16 protein-coding genes are annotated in these 19,527 nt (G+C 69.7%); 5 read left to right on the forward strand and 11 right to left on the reverse strand.

Annotated elements, in window-relative coordinates:
* Positions 1-55 precede the first annotated feature (55 nt).
* Positions 56-1,072 carry an Lrp/AsnC family transcriptional regulator gene (locus tag AB0M82_RS09460; protein ID WP_364719149.1) on the reverse strand — a complete coding sequence of 339 codons (1,017 nt, stop codon included), beginning with the start codon at positions 1,070-1,072 and terminating at the stop codon, positions 56-58.
* Positions 1,073-1,358: 286 nt separating this feature from the next.
* Here AB0M82_RS09460 and AB0M82_RS09465 point away from each other — a divergent pair, with 286 nt between their 5' ends.
* The gene (locus AB0M82_RS09465) at positions 1,359-1,541 is read left to right on the forward strand and encodes a hypothetical protein (protein ID WP_364719151.1); all 183 of its coding nucleotides are present in this window, start codon (positions 1,359-1,361) and stop codon (positions 1,539-1,541) included.
* Positions 1,542-1,710: 169 nt separating this feature from the next.
* A complete protein-coding gene (locus AB0M82_RS09470; protein WP_364719153.1) occupies positions 1,711-3,921 on the forward strand; it encodes an autotransporter-associated beta strand repeat-containing protein in 2,211 nt (736 codons plus the stop codon).
* Between the two features lie 172 nt (positions 3,922-4,093).
* Here the strand turns inward: AB0M82_RS09470 and AB0M82_RS09475 are convergent, their stop codons facing one another.
* From AB0M82_RS09475 to AB0M82_RS09485, 3 genes are all read right to left on the reverse strand, one after another.
* Complete coding sequence (locus AB0M82_RS09475) at positions 4,094-4,630, reverse strand: acyltransferase (RefSeq protein WP_364719154.1); 537 nt, start codon at positions 4,628-4,630, stop codon at positions 4,094-4,096.
* Between the two features lie 27 nt (positions 4,631-4,657).
* Complete coding sequence (gene wzy, locus AB0M82_RS09480; RefSeq protein ID WP_364719156.1) at positions 4,658-6,172, reverse strand: O-antigen polysaccharide polymerase Wzy; 1,515 nt, start codon at positions 6,170-6,172, stop codon at positions 4,658-4,660.
* Between the two features lie 378 nt (positions 6,173-6,550).
* A complete protein-coding gene (locus AB0M82_RS09485) occupies positions 6,551-7,522 on the reverse strand; it encodes an ice-binding family protein (protein WP_364719158.1) in 972 nt (323 codons plus the stop codon).
* A gap of 439 nt (positions 7,523-7,961) precedes the next feature.
* Between AB0M82_RS09485 and AB0M82_RS09490 the strand changes: the two genes are divergently transcribed.
* The 3 genes from AB0M82_RS09490 to AB0M82_RS09500 all read left to right on the forward strand — a co-directional run bounded on the left by AB0M82_RS09490 (position 7,962) and on the right by AB0M82_RS09500 (position 10,365).
* Positions 7,962-8,327, forward strand: a complete 366-nt coding sequence (locus tag AB0M82_RS09490; protein WP_364719161.1) for a hypothetical protein — start codon at positions 7,962-7,964, stop codon at positions 8,325-8,327.
* 107 nt (positions 8,328-8,434) lie between these two features.
* Complete coding sequence (locus tag AB0M82_RS09495; RefSeq protein WP_364719163.1) at positions 8,435-9,712, forward strand: cytochrome P450; 1,278 nt, start codon at positions 8,435-8,437, stop codon at positions 9,710-9,712.
* Entirely contained in the window at positions 9,709-10,365 is a 657-nt protein-coding gene (locus AB0M82_RS09500) for a TetR family transcriptional regulator (RefSeq protein WP_364719165.1), read from the forward strand. The genes AB0M82_RS09495 and AB0M82_RS09500 overlap by 4 nt, the downstream gene beginning before the upstream one ends.
* A 34-nt stretch (positions 10,366-10,399) precedes the next feature.
* Here AB0M82_RS09500 and AB0M82_RS09505 read toward each other — a convergent pair whose 3' ends face one another.
* The 7 genes from AB0M82_RS09505 to AB0M82_RS09535 all read right to left on the reverse strand — a co-directional run bounded on the left by AB0M82_RS09505 (position 10,400) and on the right by AB0M82_RS09535 (position 19,457).
* The gene (locus AB0M82_RS09505) at positions 10,400-11,149 is read right to left on the reverse strand and encodes a DUF899 domain-containing protein (protein ID WP_364719167.1); all 750 of its coding nucleotides are present in this window, start codon (positions 11,147-11,149) and stop codon (positions 10,400-10,402) included.
* A gap of 772 nt (positions 11,150-11,921) precedes the next feature.
* Positions 11,922-13,907: a glycoside hydrolase family 32 protein gene (locus AB0M82_RS09510; RefSeq protein ID WP_364719169.1), complete on the reverse strand. Its 1,986-nt coding sequence runs from the start codon at positions 13,905-13,907 to the stop codon at positions 11,922-11,924.
* 15 nt (positions 13,908-13,922) lie between these two features.
* Entirely contained in the window at positions 13,923-14,876 is a 954-nt protein-coding gene (locus AB0M82_RS09515; RefSeq protein ID WP_364719171.1) for a glycosyl hydrolase family 32, read from the reverse strand.
* 29 nt (positions 14,877-14,905) lie between these two features.
* The gene (locus AB0M82_RS09520; RefSeq protein ID WP_364719174.1) at positions 14,906-15,817 is read right to left on the reverse strand and encodes a carbohydrate ABC transporter permease; all 912 of its coding nucleotides are present in this window, start codon (positions 15,815-15,817) and stop codon (positions 14,906-14,908) included.
* Between the two features lie 3 nt (positions 15,818-15,820).
* Positions 15,821-16,774 carry a sugar ABC transporter permease gene (locus AB0M82_RS09525; protein WP_364719176.1) on the reverse strand — a complete coding sequence of 318 codons (954 nt, stop codon included), beginning with the start codon at positions 16,772-16,774 and terminating at the stop codon, positions 15,821-15,823.
* 247 nt (positions 16,775-17,021) lie between these two features.
* Positions 17,022-18,284, reverse strand: a complete 1,263-nt coding sequence (locus AB0M82_RS09530; RefSeq protein WP_364719178.1) for an extracellular solute-binding protein — start codon at positions 18,282-18,284, stop codon at positions 17,022-17,024.
* 138 nt (positions 18,285-18,422) lie between these two features.
* Positions 18,423-19,457, reverse strand: coding sequence for a LacI family DNA-binding transcriptional regulator (locus AB0M82_RS09535; RefSeq protein ID WP_364719180.1), 1,035 nt, complete (start codon positions 19,455-19,457; stop codon positions 18,423-18,425).
* Between the last annotated feature and the right edge of the window lie 70 nt (positions 19,458-19,527).

Below are 19,527 nucleotides of genomic sequence, written 5' to 3' on the forward strand. Positions count from 1 at the left end.
TCCTGCCCGGTGCCAGGTCGTCGGGGGCGGTCAAATCGGGCAGCTTGACAGCTCGCTACCGCGGCGTCACCGTCGCCCATGGATCGATGGGTACCACGTCGGTGATCCGGCCGGTGTCGTCGAGGAGACAGCCCATGCGTTTGGCGGCGTGGAGGGTGACCGCGCGGTCGGTGAGGGTGAGCGCGGGGAGTTTGCCGGCGAGTTCCGCTTCCAGGCGTTGGATGTCGCCGAGGGATCGCAGCCACAGGGTCAGCACGAGGTTGTCCGCTCCGGTGGTGGCCGCGCACAGGCGGACTTCCGGCAGCTCGGTCAGCGCGGTCGCGGTCCGGTGCAGTTCGTGGGGTGGCACTCGGGCCCAGAACGTCGCGGCGACAGGCCATCCGGTGATGGGCTGGGCGACCTCGCAGCGCAGGGACAGCAGGCCGCCGTCGATCATCTCGTTGAGCCAGCGGCGGACGGTGGAACCGCTTCTCGCCGTGCGGGCCGCGATGTCGGCCGCGGGAACGCGTCCGTCGCCGAGGGCTCGGAGCACTGCCCGGTGATGATCCTTCCAGACGGGCCGGTTGCCGGCTTTCAGCGGGACGTGGACGCGCCGCCGCGGCGACAGCGCGTCGAGCCGCCAGTGGTTGCCCTCGCCGTACACGGTGGTGACCGCGTGGGTGCGCGTTCCGCGTAGCCCGGGAAGTTGCTGGAGCTTCTGGAGGACGAGCCGGGACAGCGTCGCCAAATCGGGCGTCAGTACGGTCAGGAACAGGTCCCGGCCGCTGCTGACGATCGAGATCGAGGCGATCTGCGGGACCCGGGACAGCACCTCCACCGCGTGCGCGCGGGCGGTCGGTTGGAGATCCAGTTCGATGAACGCGTTGCAGTGGTCCTGCGCCCACAGCCTGACGTCCGGATAGGCGGTGACCCGGGCGGATCCGGCTTCGACCAGTCCTTGCCAGCGTCGCGTGGCGGTGGCGGGGTCGACGCCGAGTAACCGGCCGAGCTCGTGCCAGCTCGCGCGGGGTGCCGCCTGCAGCGCGTGCACGAGCTTGAGATCCGTCTCGTCAGGGATGAGCAGATCCTGCATAGACAGCCACCCAAGTGAGCGAAATCGTGGATTCGGTCCCTCAGCGTGACATTGGCGGCGATTCTCGGCAAGTAGCCCCGCGACGCTCGAGGAGCCTGCCGATGTCCGTGCCTGAGGACGCCACCGCGATACGCGACGGACTGCCGCTGGAGGTGTCGCCCGGGGAAGCGCTCAGCTCCGTGACCGCGGTGCCGCGAGCCAACCGGCGGCGCCGTCCGGCAGGACCGAGCCGTCGAACTCGGCCGGCGATGAAACTGGCCCCGCACCGGGAACGGAGCACATTGTCGTGATCATCCTCGGGCTGCTGCTGGCCGGTGGCGCCGCTCTCGTGATCGCCGGTCTCGTCCAAGGCGACCTCGACACGGCCCTCTTCGGTGGCACACTGCTCATTTTCTCCTTGTGGGGCCTGGCCGCCGGCGGGCCTGGCCGTGACCCCGACGGCGGCGACGCCGGCGACGGGGATGCCTGACCAGTCGCTGAGTCGACCATGACCGTCCACAGGAGCCGGTGGCCCGGCATCCTGGGAGGGTTGACAGGGCTGTATCGGCCACGAACACTGGGCGCCGGAAAATGTTATCGCTAACATCATGAGGTAGGTCTTGCGCGCACAACGTGGCGGTTGCGGGGTTTCGGTGGCGGTGACCGCGATCCTCCTCGCAGCCCTGAGTTCGCCGAGCGCGTTCGCGCAATCCGGGGGCAGGGACGTCACCGCCGACGTTCTCGCGAACCGGAACGTGACGCTGAGCGGGGACGCTGTCGTGCGGCTCACCGGCGGCGTCACCACCTACACGGGCGTGATCAGCGGTGAAGGTGTCTTCACCGTCGGGGGAACGGGCACCCTGGTGCTGGTGAAGGACAGTGACTTCACTTTGCCGGGTGATCGCCGCCGGCAGAAGATCGTCACGGTGGGCGGCAACCATCCGGTGACCACGATCGAGAACCCCGACCCGCCCGCCGTGATCGTGCAACGCGGTGCGACTCTCCAGTACGGGAGCGGATCGGGCGAAGACGGCATCATCGGCCATTTCGCCCATGCGCCCGAGGTGTCGCTGAACACACTGAACCACCAGGTCGACGGGACTCTGGACCTTGCCGTGCACCGGCAGGTGAACCTGGGCGTGATCAGCGGCTCCGGACTCGTCAAACAACGGCGGAGCACCTGGCCCGGCATCGAACTGCCGGGTACGCACCCGTTCTCGGGCACGCTGTATGTCGGCACCGGCGCGGACTACGGCAGCCTGCACTACCTCACCGCCATGCCGCACGTGCGCAAGGTGGTCAACCAGGGCTCGTTCATCCACAATGCTCCGGACGGCGAGGTGGTCACCGACGCCGCCGACATCTACTCGCAGTTCTACGGCAACGACATCAACTTCCACACCTGGGGTTCCGGGGTGGTGCGGATGTCGGGCGTGTACAGCTGGTCGGACAACGGGTCGGACACCGCGCCCGCGCTGAGCGACCCGTCCCGGAACTTCGCCACGGTGCCGCACAGCGACAACAAGCGCGGTATCAACATCGAGGGCGCCACGGTCACCTGGGGCGACGGCACGAACAACCGGTTCTTCCTGCCGGGCAACGAGAAAACCGTCTACGTCAACATGCACGCGGAGCGGAACGGCACCCGCAGCGTGCTGACGTTCGACTACGACGGCCCGGTCGCCCTGGACGCGCCCATCTCCGGCGGCAGGTACCACGACACGATGGCGGACGTCGGCCGCGGCGACGTCGTCATCGCGGCGACTCGCGGCAACGCGGTCACGTTCACGGCGCCGCAGAACTACGACGGTGACACGACGATCGGTGACGGCGCGTCGCTGCGGCTGGGGGACGGCAGCCCGCAGGGTGACAGTGCGCTGCTGGCGACCGGCAAGATCGTCGACAACGGCGAGGTGATCGTGCAGAACGCCACCAGGGGTGCCGAACTGGGCCGGATCGGTGGCAAGGGTTCGGTGACCCAGGCCGGCCCGGCCACCACCACCCTGACCGGCGAGCTCACCTACACCGGCAGGACCACGGTGAAGGCGGGCACGCTCGCGGTCACCGGCGGTTCCCTCGCCGCGAGCACGGCGGTCGACCTGCCGGCGGCCGGAGCGACGCTGGACCTCACCCGGGCCGGCGACCGGACGATCAACAACCTCGCCGGCGCCGAGGGCAGCACGGTGGCGGCCGGGCGAACCCTGACCGTCCGCGCCACCACCCCGACGACGTTCGGCGGCGCCGTGACCGCTGCTGACGGGGTCACCAAGACCGGGGCCGAAACGCTCACCCTGACCGGCAAGCACACAACCCCGAACAGCACCTGGACCGTCCGGGAGGGAGCGCTCGCGCTGGCCGGCTCCGTCCAGGCGCGGCAGCTCGCCGTGGAACCCGCCGGCACGCTGCGGGCCGGCGGGACGGTGGCGGGTGCGGTGGACAACGCCGGGACGGTCGACGCGACCGGCATGACCGTGCGCGGTGCCTACACCCAGCGGCCCGGCGCACGCCTCACCGGCACCCGGATGAGCGTCACCGGCGCGGTGATGCTCGCGGGCACCTTCGCACCGGACCCGGCGAGTGGCCCTGGCGTGATCATCGACAACCAAGGAGCCGACCAGGTCAGTGGCACCTTCGACGGGCTGCCCGAGGGAGCGGCGATCGGTGCGCTCCGGCTCACCTACCACGGTGGCGACGGCAACGACGTCGCCCTGGCGGGCAGTTCCGGCGCAATCCGGCCGGGCAGCGCGGTATCGCCGGCCGCGACCGTGTCGCGCTCCGGGCCGGTGTGGTGGTTCGCGGCGGCCGGCGCGCTCGTGCTGCTGATCGCCCTTGTTTTCCTCGCACGCAGGCGGTCACGGAACCGGAGCTGAGTCCCCTGGCCACCCCGCACGCCCACCTCGGGATCGAGTCGGCCGAGGCGTGACGATCATTCCTTTTCGGACAGTCCGGAACGGAACTCCCGGCCGGGCCGCCGAGCTTTCGCGCACGCGCCCGGCGAGGACAGCGAGCATTGCGCGAAATGGCGCGCCGGACCTGGTCCGTTCAGCGTGTCGGCTGACGGGCGAACTTCTCTCGCAGTACGGCGCGTTTGGCCGCGGGTGGCAGGGTCCCGGTGTGGATCGCCTTCGCGAGTACGCGGGTCCTGTAGTCGTCGAGGTCGCAGATGACCCGCGCCGGCACCCCGGCGACCACCACCCCGTCCGGCACGTCCTTGGTCACCACGCTCCCCGCGCCCACGACCACCTGGGACCCGATCGTCACGCCCGGCATCACGATCGCGCGGGAGCCGAGCATGACGTCGTCGCCGACCGTGATCGGGGCGACGACATCGACGTCCGGGAACTCCTCCCGGAGCACCCAGGGGCCGCCGTCGTGGGTCACGAACTGGACTCCGCTGGCGACCGCGACCCGCCGCCCCAGCGACACCAGATAGGGCTCGGACCCGAATGTCTCGGCTTGGAAGCCGGGAAACCAGCAGCCCGGACCGACCGTGACGCCCAGTCGCCTCGCATAGGCCACCGGATCTCGCTTGATCAGGTACTGCCGGTACAGCGCGGACACGGCGCGGTTGAGAATCATCACGCAATCCCTTCGAGGCGACCCAGGTCAACGGGCGGTCGTCAACTCTGGCGAGGTGTTTCCTGGATCCTGCGGGGTGTGCCGACGCGCTCCGGCCCGGACCAGGCAGAGCAGGAGCAACCCGAGGGCGAGCTGGACCGGGACCGGGGCGAAACTGTTGCGTACCTGCACGAGCAGGGGCAGCAACACGACGCCGGTCAGTGCGGTGCTCCACGGGGATCGGGGAAGGCGTTCGATCCGGCCGATCGCCAGCCCGATGGCCAGCATGAAGAGGACGACCCCGACGGTGCCGAAATTGTGGTACCCCTCGGCGATCGGGGAACCGCCGATCGCCGATACCCGCTCGCTGATCTCGACGTTGAACAGGCGGTCGTCGTGCGCCGGCGCGCCACCGTGCCAGCCGGTCAGCCTCTCGAGGAAGCGCACCGGCACCGCGACGAGGGTCACCCCATGGCGAAACGGCTCACCGAAGGAATGCCAGTCGAGGACGACCGTGGTCGGACGCAGCGAGGCACCCATTTCGGCCAGCGCGTCCAACGGGGAGCCGACCGAGGTGCCGCCGGACTGGCCGAACCCCACAAGCCGCGTCTGGCGCACGAGCCCGATCAGCACGAGCACGCCCAGCGCGCCCCCGACCGTCCACAAGGTACGGATGCGGCGTCCTTGCCGCACCTCGACGATCAGGATGGCCAGCAGGGCGAACAGCACGGATCCCCGTGAGCCGATGAGGAAAGCCACGACCGAGTAGGCACCGAAGATGGCCCACGCGACCACCCTGGTGCGTCCCCCGGCGAGTACAGCGAGGATCACGCCGTACCCGACCAGCAGTGTGCCGTACCCGAGGGCGCTGTCGGATTCGTTGGCCTGGATGAACATCAGGTAGCCCCCGGACACCAGACCGAACCCTCCTGCGTCGGCCACGGCGACCACGAAGATCACCACTCCGGTCAGCAGACATCCCAGGCCGGCGACGGCGAGCCTGGCGCGCTCGATCGGAACCGGGCCGGACGCGGGCTCGCCGCGAGCACCCCGGCTGGCCAGTTCGGCGGCGAGGGTGAAGGCCGCCATGCCCAGGATGGCGAGGTGGGTCGCCTCCGGCGCGTACCCGTCGTCGATCCACGCGACGTCATATGCGGTGAAGGCGTCACGTCCGCGCAGCGCGATGCTGAACAGCAGCCCGCCATGGAAGAAACCGAACAGCACCAGATAGCCGGCGCTGGGACGGTACAGGCCACCGCCATCGTCGCTCAGCAGCAGCGCCAGGCACAGGCCCCAGGAGAGGAAGAAGGCCACGGCCGTGCCGGAGACGTCCGATGGCACGAACGGCATCAGAGCCTCGACCGCGAACATCACCACCACGGCCACCGTCAGGGTGGCGCGACCCACGTCGCGGCCACTCAGCGCGGAACTGTCCACAGACTCTTCCAGACCGCCGGCGTTCCGGCGAGCATGCTGATGTGAGACACGACGACGTCCGGCCGCGTTCGCCTCAGACACCGCCACAGCCGGACAGGAAACAGCACGGTCGGCCGGACCGGACACCGGCGCACGACCGCCCCGGCCACCCGAAACCGCGGCGCCCTCCCGCGGTGACCGGCAGGTTCTCCGGGAGCCTGCCGGCCGACCGCGCCCTGACTCATGAGCTACCGGTTCCTTTCAGCAGGCACCCGACACCTCCGGCCGTCGATGCCGCCAGGACTTGGCTGGGACTGCGCCGGATACGTGGCTGACGTTATCCCGCACCGCCCCCGCGCCCCATCCGATTCACCGGAAAGTGGAGAATGGCCACTCTCGCACGCGGGGAGACATTCGGCGGGCCGGCCGACAACGCCTCTCCACAGGAACCCCGTCACCAGCCGCGGTGGCCATTCGTCCTTGCCGGGGTGAGTGGTCACCGAACTTCGCCCGATCAGGTCGGATTCATGAGACGACGAGTTCGTAGGTCCTCGGTGAGCTACTGCCGAGGAATCCAGCCGAACCCACGTAGATGGCCTTGATCGGGTGGAGGCCGGCGATCAGGGCGGAGGTCGTGAACGTCGCGTGCCCGGTGCTGTCGAGGGCGATCACGCCGAGGAGCCTCGACCTGTCCGTGAACGCGACGAGGCCGGTGGGGATGGCCGCACCGATGCTTTCCACTACCGTGGCGGTGAAGGTGACCGGCTGACCGACATGTGCGGGATTGACCGAGGTGGCCAGGCTGGTGGTGGTGCCGACGGGCTGCGATACCACGGCCGGGCGGGTGATGGTGTCGCTGTCCAGCGTGACCGCGGCAGTCCGGGCGAGTGTCCGGCCGTCCACCGCGACGCCCGTCGTGACGGTGATCGACGCGAGGGCCATGATGGTCCCCCGGAGGATGGAATAGGTGCCGAGCGTCGCCGAGCTGCCGACCTTCCAGAAGACATTGGCCGAGCGCGCGCCGTTGACGAGGTCCACGCTGCTCGCGGACGCCGTGATGAGCGTCGATGCGGCCTTGAAGATGAAGACCGCGTTCGGATCGCCCTGAGCGTCGAGGGTCAACGTTCCGGTGATCCCGAACGTGCCCGCGGCGGAGTCGTACACACCGGGAGTCTTGGTGGTTCCACCGAGCTCTACTGCGACGGTGGACGATGTCGGCCGTGCCGCGGCGTCGTCGTACGCGGCGGCCAGGTCTTCCTTGGCCCGCAACGCGATCGCGTCGGCTATGTGGACGGCGCCGTTCACCTGCCCAGGGGGGAAACCGGTCACTGAGGTGCCGGGGCTCAGCCCGAGATCGCCGTTGACGGTGGTGGGGCCGGTGTTCGTGACCGTCGACGCGGCGAGAACCCCGAAGTCGGCCGCGGTGCCCAACAAGACCGGCTGCGTGGCCGCGTTCGCGCTCGGCGGCCCGACCACGCCGATCAGGACACTTGTCAACAACGCCAGGATCAAGATCGCGGCCAGTCGGGACCGGACGGCGATATCACGGAACGGGAAAGCAGGACTGGTTGTCATCATGGGATTCCTTCGCAGGGATCGAGATTTCGGAACTCACAGCTGCAGAGGTATCTTCGACTAGTTCCTGAACCCTACAACGCTACGTGTGGCGAACAAAACAATGGTGAGCCCAGAAGTAAGCCGTCCGTGTCGGCTTTTCGTCGGAATTGGCAGGAGGGCGTACCATATCGCCGACATCACTGCTGCCGGGCCAAGGCCAAGAAGAGGCCTTCGACCGGAACGGCAACGGAAACGTCTACCTGCTGAGGGAAAAAATAAGCGACCTCTGCCTCTTCATCGGGCCCGGCACGCCGGACTGGGTCCGGCGTGCCGGGTCCGACCTTGATGCCTTCTCGCCGCAGTCATCGTCGACGTCCTGGTGACCAGCTTGCCGGCGGCAACGACACCTGCCGCGGCGGCGGCAGCCGACCTGACCGGCGGCGGTAGCCCGTTGGCCTGGACACAGTGTCCGGGCGCCGAATCACCCGCGGACCTCCAGTGCGCCGAGCTCGACGTGCCCGTCGACTGGTCGCGCCCCCACCAGCGGCGGATCACACTGGACATCGCCCGCCTGCCCACCACGGCAGCCGGCCGGCTGGGCACCGTGCTGTTGGCGCCCGGCGGCCCGGGTGGGTCCGGCATCGTCGTCGGCACCCTGCTCCACCGGATGGGCATGACCGGCGAGCCGATGGCCGGCGGCGACGTCGCCGCGCTGATCGAGATGGTTCTGCGGCACTTTCGCTGACTGCGCCCGCTCGGCTGGACCTGGGTGCTTCCAGGTCAGCGGCGGAGAATGCTGATCATTAAGACAGGCGACTTGATTAAGTCACACGACTTACCTAGGCTGCGGACATGCCCGAGGACAGAGCGCGCGCAAGCGACGGCAACGACCCGGCCTCGGCGTTGGTCCTGGAGGGACTGCCGCCGTATCCGTTCCCGAACCCCACCGCGCTGGAACCGCCGCCGGAGTGGGAACGGCTGCGGTCGCAGTGCCCGGTGGCTCGCATCCGACTGGCCAGTGGCGACGAAGCGCTGCTGCTGACCCGCTACGACGACGTCCGGGCGATGCTGTCCGACCCCCGGTTCAGCCGCCAGCTCGATGCCGACGACGCCTCCCGGGTCTCCGACAGCGACGACGGCGGCGTGTTCAGCCGGCCCTCGACGTCGACCGGCGGCGAGGTGGACACCGGCGAGCCGGAGGCGTCGATGCTCGGCGGTGCCGGGCACCGGCGTTGGCGGCGGCTGGTCGGGAAAGCGTTCACCGTCAAGCGGGTGCAGGCCTTGCGGCCGGGGATGGTGGAGCTGGCCGAGCGGCTGATCACCGACATGGTCGAGGCCGGCGCGCCCGCCGACATCGGCCCGGCGCTGGGGTTCCCGCTGCCGGTGTTCGTCATCTGCGACCTGCTCGGGGTCCCGCGGGACGACCGGGACCGGTTCGCGCGCTGGTCCGACACCATGCTCAACATGACCCGGTTCACCCAGGACGAGATCGACCGGTCGGGCCGCGAGTTCTTCCAGTACATGACGGATTTGGTCGCCGCCAAGCGGTCCGAGCCCGGTGACGACCTGCTGAGCGACCTCGCCGCCGACATGAGCGCGACCGAGCTGGTCATGACCGGGCAGGGCCTGCTCATCGCCGGCCACGAGACCACCGCCACCATGATCGGCAAGATGGTCGCGATGCTGCTGGCGGACCGCGAGCACCGCTGGGAACGGCTGCTGGCCGACCCGTCGCTGGTGCCCTCCGCCGTCGAGGAGGCGCTGCGGTTCGACGCCAACCCCGGGTTCGGGATGCCGCGCTACGTTTCGGAAGAGACCGTGGTCGGGGGCACCACCCTGCCGCGCGGCACGACCGTGGTGTGCAGCATGGCCGCCGGCAACCGCGACCCCGGCGCGTTCGACGGCGCCGAGGACATGAACCTCGCCCGCCGGCCCAACCCGCACCTGGCCTTCGGCGTCGGACCGCATTCGTGTGTCGGCCAGCAGCTCGCGCGGGTGGAGCTGCAGACCGTCCTCGAGGTGCTGCTGCGACGCCTGCCCACCCTGGAACTCGCCGGGGACGCCGCGGACCTGCGTGCCCGCCAGGGGCTGATCGTCGGCGGGATCGACCGGGTACCGGTGCGGTGGTGACCGTGCCGCGACCGCAGGCGGGCGGGAGATCGGCGGCCACCCGGGCCCGGCTGCTGGCGACGGCGGAGCGGCTGATCGCCGTGAACGGCGTCGCCCAGGTGTCGAGCCGCCGGCTCGGCCAGGAAGCCGGGCAGGCCAACAACTCGGCGGTCGCCTACCACGTCGGCACGATGGAAGACGTGATCCTCGCCGTGCTGCGCGAGCACGGCGAGGCGATGGACCACATCCGGGCCGCGATGGTGGACGCGGCCGCGGGCTCGACGGAGCTGCGCGACCACGTGGCCGCCCTGGTCCTGCCCACGACCCTGCACCTCGCGGACCTGGGCGTCCCCAGCTACTACGCCCGCTTCGCCGCCCACGTCGTCAGCGACCCGGTCCTCCGCGCGCCGGCGCTGTCGGTCACCACCTCGACACCGGTCATGCACCGGGCACTGCGGGCGGTGGCCGCACACGCCGGGGACGCAGGCGACCCCGCGATCCTCACCCGTTCGGCGATGGCCCGGCACGCCATCGTCCACACCTGCGCCGAGCGGGAGGCCGAGCTGGCCGAGGCGGGGAACCGCTCGGGCATCCCCGGCTGGGCCGAGACCGGCGACACCCTGGTCGACGGCATCACGGCCTTGCTGACCACACCACCGCGGCGAGCCCCGTAAGGGCCGCCGAGCCCAGTTCGAACCGGGCCGGCGGTCAGGTCGCGTCGCCCGCCGACGCGCGTGCGTGCGCCTTGGTGGCGGCCACCTTCTCGTCGAGGCGCCCGTCCCACGGGTCGATCCCCGTTTCGTACTCGTCGTGCCGCCGCCACCACTCGTACGCCCGGGTCCGCGGATACCCCTCCGGCGAGTCCTCCCACTCCTCCTGCCGCCCGAACGCCGTGAGATCGAGGTAGCTCCACGTGCTGCCCAGCGCCTCGTCACCGCGGTGGTTGACGAAATACGTGCGGAACACCCGCTCGCCGTCCCGCACGAACACGTTGGTGCCGTGCCACTCGTCCACGCCGAAATCGGCGTCGAAGTCGTCGGTGAGCGTGTACCAGGGACTGTCCCAGCCCATCTGCGTCTTCAACCGCTGGATGTCCGCCTGCGGCGCCCGCGACACCCGCGCGTACGTCGTGCCGCGAGCGTTCAGGTGCGCGAGGTGAGCGACTTGGTCCGCCATCATCGAGCAGCCGACACAGCCACGCTCCGGCCAGCCGTGCACACCCGGCTCGAAGAAGAACCGGTAGACGATCAGCTGGCGGCGGCCCTCGAACAGGTCCAGCAGGCGCACCGACCCGTCCGGACCGTCGAACCGGTAGTCCTTCTCCACGGCCATCCACGGCATCCGCCGGCGTTCGGCGGCTAGCGCGTCGTGTGCGCGGGTCCGCTCCTTCTCCTTCACCAACAGCTTCTGACGGGCGGCCTCCCATTCCTGGGCAGACACAACCGATGGCACCTTCATGGCGCGTTTCCTCTCGATTTCGGGTTTTCCTGAGCGAGCGGCCGGGTTACGCCGCGAGCGTGGCGGGCAGGCCCGCGCGGCGCCGCTCACCTGTGAGATCGTCTCGGAGGACACGTCACGCTCCCGCTCGTTGGTCCAGCCTTCTCTTGGACTCCACCGGTGAGCGAAAGGAATCGCTACGGCGCGCGAGGACCGCCCGGCGGCCAAACCGATCAGCCCGCGCGCAAGGGAATCGAGCGGCACCGGGTAGCGAACGGACCGCCGCGATCGGGGACGGGCTTGCGTTCCGCGCCGGACGTTCTCCCGCGCTCAGCGGACGGCGGCGGTCTCGCCCGAGCTCGTCCACGCGTCCAGTTCCGCCCCATCACGTTCAGCGGCGGATGGCCGGTGATGGGCCCGCCGCTGAGCACGACCCCCTCGCCGTAGGACCGCGTCAGTCGCCACAGCGGGCAGGCGCTCGACGGGGGCGCCTGCTCGACGCCGATGATGCGCAGGCCGTCCGGCTGCCCGGAAAGGGCAGGACCCGGTGTGCTTGTCGCCTTCGCCGAATTGCGCCCTCCGCTCGTCCGGGGTCCGGTGCTGCCGGACCCCGGACGCCACGACCCGCCCCGGGAAGAGCCCGGCCGACCGGTTCACGTCCGCGAGCAGGGAAGCACCGGCGCCCGCCATCTCCAGCACGCCGGAGCGGCTGCCGTGGTTGCCCCGCCAATCAAGGCAGTAACCGGCAGCCGACGGCGAGCTGCCGCTGCCTGGTCTCCCCCGGCCGATCCGTTCAGTCGCTCAGCAGCAGCTGGTCGACCATGAGGTGGCCCCACGCGCCGGTCGCCTGGTCGATCACCTGGACCTGGGCGCTCTGCCCCGACAGGTCACCGATGTCCCAGTCGACCGGCTTCAGCACCCCCGTGCCGTCTCCGGTCGCTGTCCGGACGATCTGGCCGTTCACGACGAGGTTGATCGAGGTTTGCCCGGGCGAGCCGGGCGGGTGGTCGCCGCCGGCGATCAGGAAGCGCAGGTGGTTGCGGTCCAGGGTGAACGCCGGTGAGGTGATCGTGCCGGTGGCCGGGTCGCCGCCGCCGGCGAACGTGTCCAGGACCGCGTTGCCGACCATGCCCGGCAGGTATTCGAACGACGGACCGGTGCCGGTGAAACTGCCGGAGGTGGTCCAGCCGGGGTCGTACGAGCTGCCTTCGAACCCGGAGACCACGTGCGCCGGGCGCTGGGACAGGTCGGGGAATTCGGTGATCGTCGTGTTGGCGAAGGTGGCGCTGCCGCCGGTGGCGTAGAGGTTGACGCCGGTGTCGGCGGGGTCGGCGAACACCTCGCTGGAGTGCACGAACCGGCCGTCGTCGACGAACACCTCGATCGTCGTCCGGTCGACCAGGATCCGCAGGTGCGCGCTGGTCTTCGCCGGGTTCCACGGCGCGTGGCTCTCCCCTCGCGTCCCGGTGGTGTCGGGTTGGCCGGTCTGGCGGCGGTTGAGGTAGCTGTAGTCGTGGTAGATCCCGGCGTCCGCGTGCCGGGTCCCGTCGGCCGACGCCCGCAGCTGCAGTCCGATGTTCTCCAGCTGGGTCCAGCTGACGTCGGTGTCGAGCTGGTAGGCCGTTCCGTGGTAGGCCAGCGGCACCAGGCCGTCGTTGACCTGGATGGTGCCGAGGTTCCTCACGGAGGCGGCATGGGTGGCCAGCGCAGGCGTCGGTTGCGAGGCGAGGGCGTAGCCGTCCGGGTAGTGCTTGAGCGTGATCTGGCGGACGATCGAGTCGGTGCCGTTGAAGCCGTCGGCGGCCCGGGTGGGGGTGGTGTCCGGGTAGGCCCAGTTGTTCATCCAGGCCATGCCGAACCGCCGGTCCACCGGCGCGGCAGGATCTTCCCAGGTGACTCCGGCGTACCAGTCGAAGCCGTGGTCGAGCCATTGCGGGGTGGCCGCGTCGGCGGTGAACGCCGCGCCGTCGAAGGCTCCCGTCCAGTAGGCGTAGGTGCCCGGGATCCCGCCGGCGCTGACGCCCAGCACCCAGTGCGTGGTGCCGTCGTCGGCGCGCATCGGGAACAGGTCCGGGCATTCGAGGGTGCCGTGGGTGCTCACGAAGTCGGACTGCCACGTCCAGGTCTTCAGGTCCGGTGAGGTGAAGAATCCGATCCGGTCGCCTTCGGTGATCGCCGCGACCCACCGGCCGCGCGCGGCGTCCCAGATGACCTTGGGGTCCCGGAAGTCGCGACGGCCGCCGTTCGGGATCACGGGTGTCTCGCCGTGGGGCCGGAACGTCCGGCCGCCGTCGATCGAGTACCACAGGAACTGCGCCTGCGGCCCGGAGCTGCTGGCGATCTGCGCGGGGGTCGGATGGTCCATCTGCGTGACCAGCTGGATCACCGCGCCGGCGCCGAAGCCGGCCGTGTTCGCGGTGTCCACCACCGCGGACCCGGACCACAGGTCGTGGTTCGCGTTCGTCTTCTTCGGCGCGGCGATCCCCTGGTCGGCGAAGGCGACGCCGTCGGTGGTCGTCGCCAGCCGCCAGGCGGTGCCGACTTCGGTCGGGTAGTCGGCGTTGTAGAGGTAGTAGTAGTTGAACTTGCCGTTGACATACACCGGCCGCTGTGGGTCGTTCTTCCAGTGGTCGGGCACCGTGAAGTGGTACTGCGCGCGGTAGGTGGCCGCGGCGTGCGCCGGGGTGGCGCCGCCGGGGCCGGTCATGCCCACAGCCGCCGTCGCCGCCACGAGGGCGGCGGCGGACAGCAGGCGAAGGCCGCTCGTCGTTGAGCGCATGGAACCTCCAGGAATTCAGGAATCGAGAACGCTGAGACGTTTGCCGTCCCACGCCACCGGCATGGGATCGCTGATGACGCCGGCGAAGTCCTGCTCGTCGCGGTTGTGGAACGCGAGCAGCACCCAGCGGTCGTCGGACCGGCGCCGGATCAGGCGTCCGCTGTAGAAGCGGTCGTCGGTGACGGGTTCGGCGGCCGCGATGTCGAACGGCCCGAGCAAGCCGACGGCGGGCGCGGCCCAGATCCCGCCGGTCGTGCCGGTGGCCCGGCGATCGCTCGAGGCGTGCTCGGCCAGGCAGGAGAACAGCAGGACCGGGCGGCCGTCCACCACCTCGGCCTGCAGGACCTCCAGCTGCCCGAACCCCCGCGGCCCGGGCGCGGTCAGCGGCGGGCGCAGCTCCCAGTGCCGCAGGTCCGGGGAGACGGCGTGGCCGACGACGCCGCGTTCGAACGGCTCGCCGGTACCGGCGCGAGCGGTGATGAGCATGTGCCAGCCGTCGCCGCCGGGGTCGGCGAACACCCAGGGGTCGCGGAACGCTTCGTCGTGCCAGCCCGCGTCCAGTGTCTCGTACCAGCCGGAATCGGCGGCCAGGATCGGGTTCTCCGGAGACCGTTGCCACGTCACGAGATCCGGTGAGGTGGCGTAACCGATCCGCTGGACGTTCTTGCCGCCGGCGGCGCGGGTGGCGCCGGTGTAGAACAGGAACCACGTGCCGTCCGGGTGCCGCACCACCGAGCCGGTCCAGGTCGCCAGGTCGTCGAACGCCGGGGCGTCCGCGCGGACCAGCGCGTCCTCGATCCGGGTCCAGTGCACCAGATCCGTCGAGACGGCGTGGCCGACCGAGGCGCGGTAGTGACGTGCTTCGGGGTCGTGCAGGGCACGGGAGGCGTAGAGGAAGAACAGGTGGTAGCGGTCGCCGTCGTCGGCGAACCAGAAGTCCCAGACCCAGGAGTCGGGCAGCGAGAACATACGAGCCTTTCGAAAAGTCGGGAGAGACGTCATTCCTTGACGCCGCTGGCCGCGACGCTGCTGACGAACGCGCGTTGGAAGGCGAGGAAAACCACGAGCACCGGCAGGGTGATCATGGAGGTGTAGGCCATGACCTCACCCCAGGCGGTGTTGTCCTGGAAGAAGTACTGCATGCCGACCATCACCGGCCGCAGCTTCTCGTCCTGGACGACCATGCTGGGCCACAGGTACTGGTTCCAGGCCGGCAGGAACGTCAGGATCGCGACGGTGGCGAACGCCGGCCCCGCCAGCGGCACGGCGATCTTCCGGTAGATGGTGAACCAGCCCGCGCCGTCGATCCGGGCCGCCTCGTCGAGTGCGGTGGGGATGGTCGAGAAGTACTGCGTGAACAGGAAGATCGAGAAGCCGTTGGCGATGAACGGAATGATCTGCACCTGGTAGGTGTCCAGCCAGCCGAAGTCGTACACGATCCGGCCGTTCTCGAACAGCAGGGTCGGCAGCTGCGAGACCCAGTAGACCATCGGAACCGCGATGGTCTCGAACGGCACGATCAGCGTGGCGATGATGACGCTGAGCACGACCCCGCGGCCGGTCCAGCGCAGCCGGGAGATCGCGAACCCGGCCATCGAGTTCACCACCAGTCCCGCCGCCACGATCACCACCGTGACCAGGACCGAGTTGAGCAGGAACCGCCCGACCGGCACCCGGTCGAACACGGCGGAGTAGTTGTCGAAGCTGATGTCGCCGAGCGGCAGGAACGCGCGCCAGCCACCGACGTCGGACAGGATCTGGCCGTCGGGTTTCAGGCTGGAGACGAACATGAACACCAGCGGGAACAGGAAGAAGACGGCGAGCCCGGCCAGGACCAGGTAGGTCCAGACCCGCCGGCGACGGCGCAGCACGCGCTCGTCCGGATCGCTGTGTCCTTTGTGGATTGTCATGGGTCAGTCCTTGTCCCGGGTCAGGAAGCGCTGGACCAGCGCGACGATGAGCACCAGCACGAAGAACACCAGCGACAGGGCCGAGCCGTAGCCGATCTGCTGCTGGTGATAGCCCATGCGGACGGCGTGGTAGACCAGCGTCGAGGTGGAGTCCACCGGGCCGCCCTGGGTCATCACGTCGATCTGCACGAACAGCCCGAGCGCGGCGATGGTGATGGTGATCAGCACGAACACCCGGGTCGGGCGCAGGCACGGCCAGGTCACGTTGCGGAACTGCTGCCAGGTGCCCGCGCCGTCGATCCGCGCCGCCTCGTACAGTTCCTGCGGGATGGTCTGCAGGCCGGACAGCCAGATCAGCATGTGGAAGCCGACCGCCTGCCAGATCGACAGCACGATGATCGCGGTCAGCGCGGTGCTCGGGTCGTTCAGCCACGCGGTGCCCTGCCAGGCGCCGAAGGTGATGGAGTCGATGAAGGAGTTGATCAGCCCATCCGGCTGGTACATGAACTTCCACAGGATCGACACCACGACGATCGAGGTCACGACCGGGATGAAGAAGATGACCCGGAACGCCACCGCGCCACGGATCTTCCGGTTCACCAGGATGGCCAGCAGCAGCCCGAATCCGGCCTGCACCGGCACGACGACGGCGGCGAAGCAGAACGTGTTCACCAGCGAGCGGAGGAACGCCGGATCGGCGGTGAAGGCGCGGACGAAGTTGTCGAGACCGGTGAAGGTGGTCGGTTCGGGCGAGACCAGCCGGGCGTTGGTGAAGGACAGGACGAAGCCGAGGATCACCGGGACGATCAGGAACGCCAGCAGCAACAGGACCGCCGGGGCGGCCATGGCCCAGCCGGCGCGGCGCTGGGAGCGTAGTTCGAGGCCGGTTTTCCGGCCGGTGACGGGTTTGGGGGCCGCGCTCGCGGCGCGGGTGTCCGGCGAGATGGTCGCCGTCATGGGAGGTGCCTTCCCTCTCGGCCCCGCCCGGCGTCGCCGCCGGGCGGGGGGAGCGACGAGTTGGTGTCGCGCGTTCGAGGTTCGTTGACAGGGGGCCGGGGTTGCGCCCCAATGTGGCGTTGGTTGCGTTGGACGCACCGAACGCCACATTGGGTGCGCCCAACGCACCGAACGCCACATTGGGTGCGCTGGACGCACCGAACGCCACATTGGGGCGCTCGGCCCGACCGTCGAACAACTTGCGACGCTAGAAGCCGTAGCCGTTCTGGGACTTGATGTCGGTGTCGATCGCCTGCACGGCGGTGTCGAGCGCCGGCTTCACGTCGGCGCCGCTCATGATGTCCTTCGCCGCCTTCTCGAAGGTCGAGGAGATCACCGGGTAGCCGGGCGTGGCCGGCCGGGCCAGGGCGAACTTCCGGGACAGCACCGCGAACTGGTGCAGCGGTGCGGTGTCGCCGAAGTACTTCGACGCCGCCGCGGCGGCCGTGGTGCTCGGGATGACCACCTGGCTGTCGGCGAAGGCGGTGAGATATTTGTCCTGGAAGCTGAACTTCAGGTACGCGCGGGCGCCGTCGGCGTTCTTGCAGCCGGCGGAGATCCCCCACTGCCAGGAACCGCCGCCGATCTTCGGGCCGTTGCCGAAGTCCACCGGCGGCAGGATCAGCAGGTCCTCGCCGATGCCCTCGAGTGCGTCCTTGGCGTTCCACACACCGGTGTAGCTCAGGGCGACCTTGTCGTCGATGAAGCGCTGGTTGCCGACCGGGCCCGCGTTGTCCGCCCAGCCGTTCTTGAACACCTGCTGGAACCAGGTGAAGAACTTCACCGCGTCCGGGCCGTTCAGCGCGCCGTCCGCGGATTTCATGGTGGCGCGGTTGATCAGGTCGCCGCCGGTGCTCTGCAACATCGGCGAGTACGCGTACGACCACCACTCGTTCTTGTCGGCGGCGCCCAGGTCGAGCGGCGTGGAATAGCCGTTCGCCTTCAGCTTGGTGACGGCCGCGTCGAACTCCTCGAGCGTCCACGGCTTGTCGACGGCCGGGATCCTGATGGCGTTCTTGTCCAGCACCGACTTCCGCGCGAAGATCGACAGCGCGGCGTCCCAGTAGCCCGCCGAGTAGACGGTGTCCTTGTAGCGGCCGACGGTCGTGGGCAGCAGCGTTTTGATCAGGTCGTCCGGCAGTCCCAGCGGCTGGAGGTAGCCGGCCCAGGCCCAGTTCGGCATCACCGGGCCGTCCATGTCCAGCAGGCAGGGCAGCTTGCGCGCCGCGGCGGCCGCGGTGATCGCGTCGTTGTAGGACCCCTGTGGGAAGTTCTGCTGGACGATCTTGTACTGGGTCTGGGACGCGTTGAAGTCGGAGATGATCCGCTGGTACACCGCCAGCTCACCGGGATTGCCCGCCGAGTGCGTCCACATGGTGATTTCACCGGGACCGCCGGAGGACGAAGAGTCCTGACCCGCGCGGGCGCAGCCGCTCAGCGCGAGCACCGCGGACAGTCCTGCCGCTACCATGATGGGGAGGGATTTGCGTTTCACCGTACAATCTCTCTCTGTTGCGGAGCGCGACCGACCGTCGCCTCCGTGCCGGATGGCAGCGCCAACTGCCAGATGGAATGCAGTGCAGGAAGAGTGCGGTCCGCCGTCGGCCGGTCAGCCGCCGAGCTGGGCCGGCGGCGGCCCCACCGAGGCCCGGCGGATGAGCGGGCACGGCATGAGATACGGCACCGCCGGATCCGCCCGGCGCAGCCCGAGGGCGACCTCCATCGCCCAGCGGCCCATTTCGTAGTGCGGGAGCGCGACCGTCGTCAACGGCGGATCGAGTTCGGCCGCGACCAGTTGCTGGTCGTCGTAGCCGACGACGGACAGGTCACCGGGAACCGAAAGACCCCGGTGGTGCGCGACCGAGTAGGCGCCCATCGCCATGCGGTCGTTGAAGCAGAACATCGCGGTGGGGCGTCGCCCGGCCGGCAGATCCAGCAGCCGCCGGGCCGCTTCCCGCCCACCACCGGCCACCGGCTCGGCGCGGGCGTGCAAGGCGGGATCCGGCTCGATCCCGGCGTCCGCCAGTACCCGCAGATACCCCTCGTACCGCAGCGGCGAGGCGACGAGATCGAACCGCTCTTCGGCGTCCACAAACGCGATCCGGCGGTGCCCGGCGGCCACCAGCTCCCGCACCGCGGCCACCCCGCCCGCCCGTTCGTCCGGGACGACCGCGGCGCGGCCCCCCGCGACCGGCGCGCAGTCGAGCAGGACGGCGTCCTCGGGCAGACCCTCGGGCACCTCCACCACGCGATGCCACATGCTCGCGTAGATCATGGCGTCGACCTGCTGGCCGCTCAACGCGTTCAGCGCCTGGCGCTCGGCGCCGGGATCCTGCTCGGTGTCGACGAGGATCACCAGATGCCCCTGTTCCCGCGCCACGTCGTTGGCCCCGGCCAGCATCCGCCCGGCGAACGGCGTGCTGGCGATGGTGTCCGAGATCAGGCCGACCATGCGGGTCTGCTGGGTCCGCAGGCTTCGCGCCACCGAGTTCGGCTTGTAGCCCACTGCCTCGGCCGCGTCGCGCACACGCTGCTGAGTCTGCGGCGACACGCGCGTCGTGTTCATCCCGTTGAGCACCATCGACACCGTCGCCGTGGACACCCCGGCACGGGCGGCCACGTCGGACATCCGGACCCGGGCCATCGCGCACGTCCTTCCTTGCTCGGCACGTTAATCGATTAACTGGAGGTTACGGGAGTATGCAGCCCGATCG

The organism is Amycolatopsis sp. NPDC051128 (assembly GCF_040682715.1).
GTDB lineage: Bacteria > Actinomycetota > Actinomycetes > Mycobacteriales > Pseudonocardiaceae > Amycolatopsis.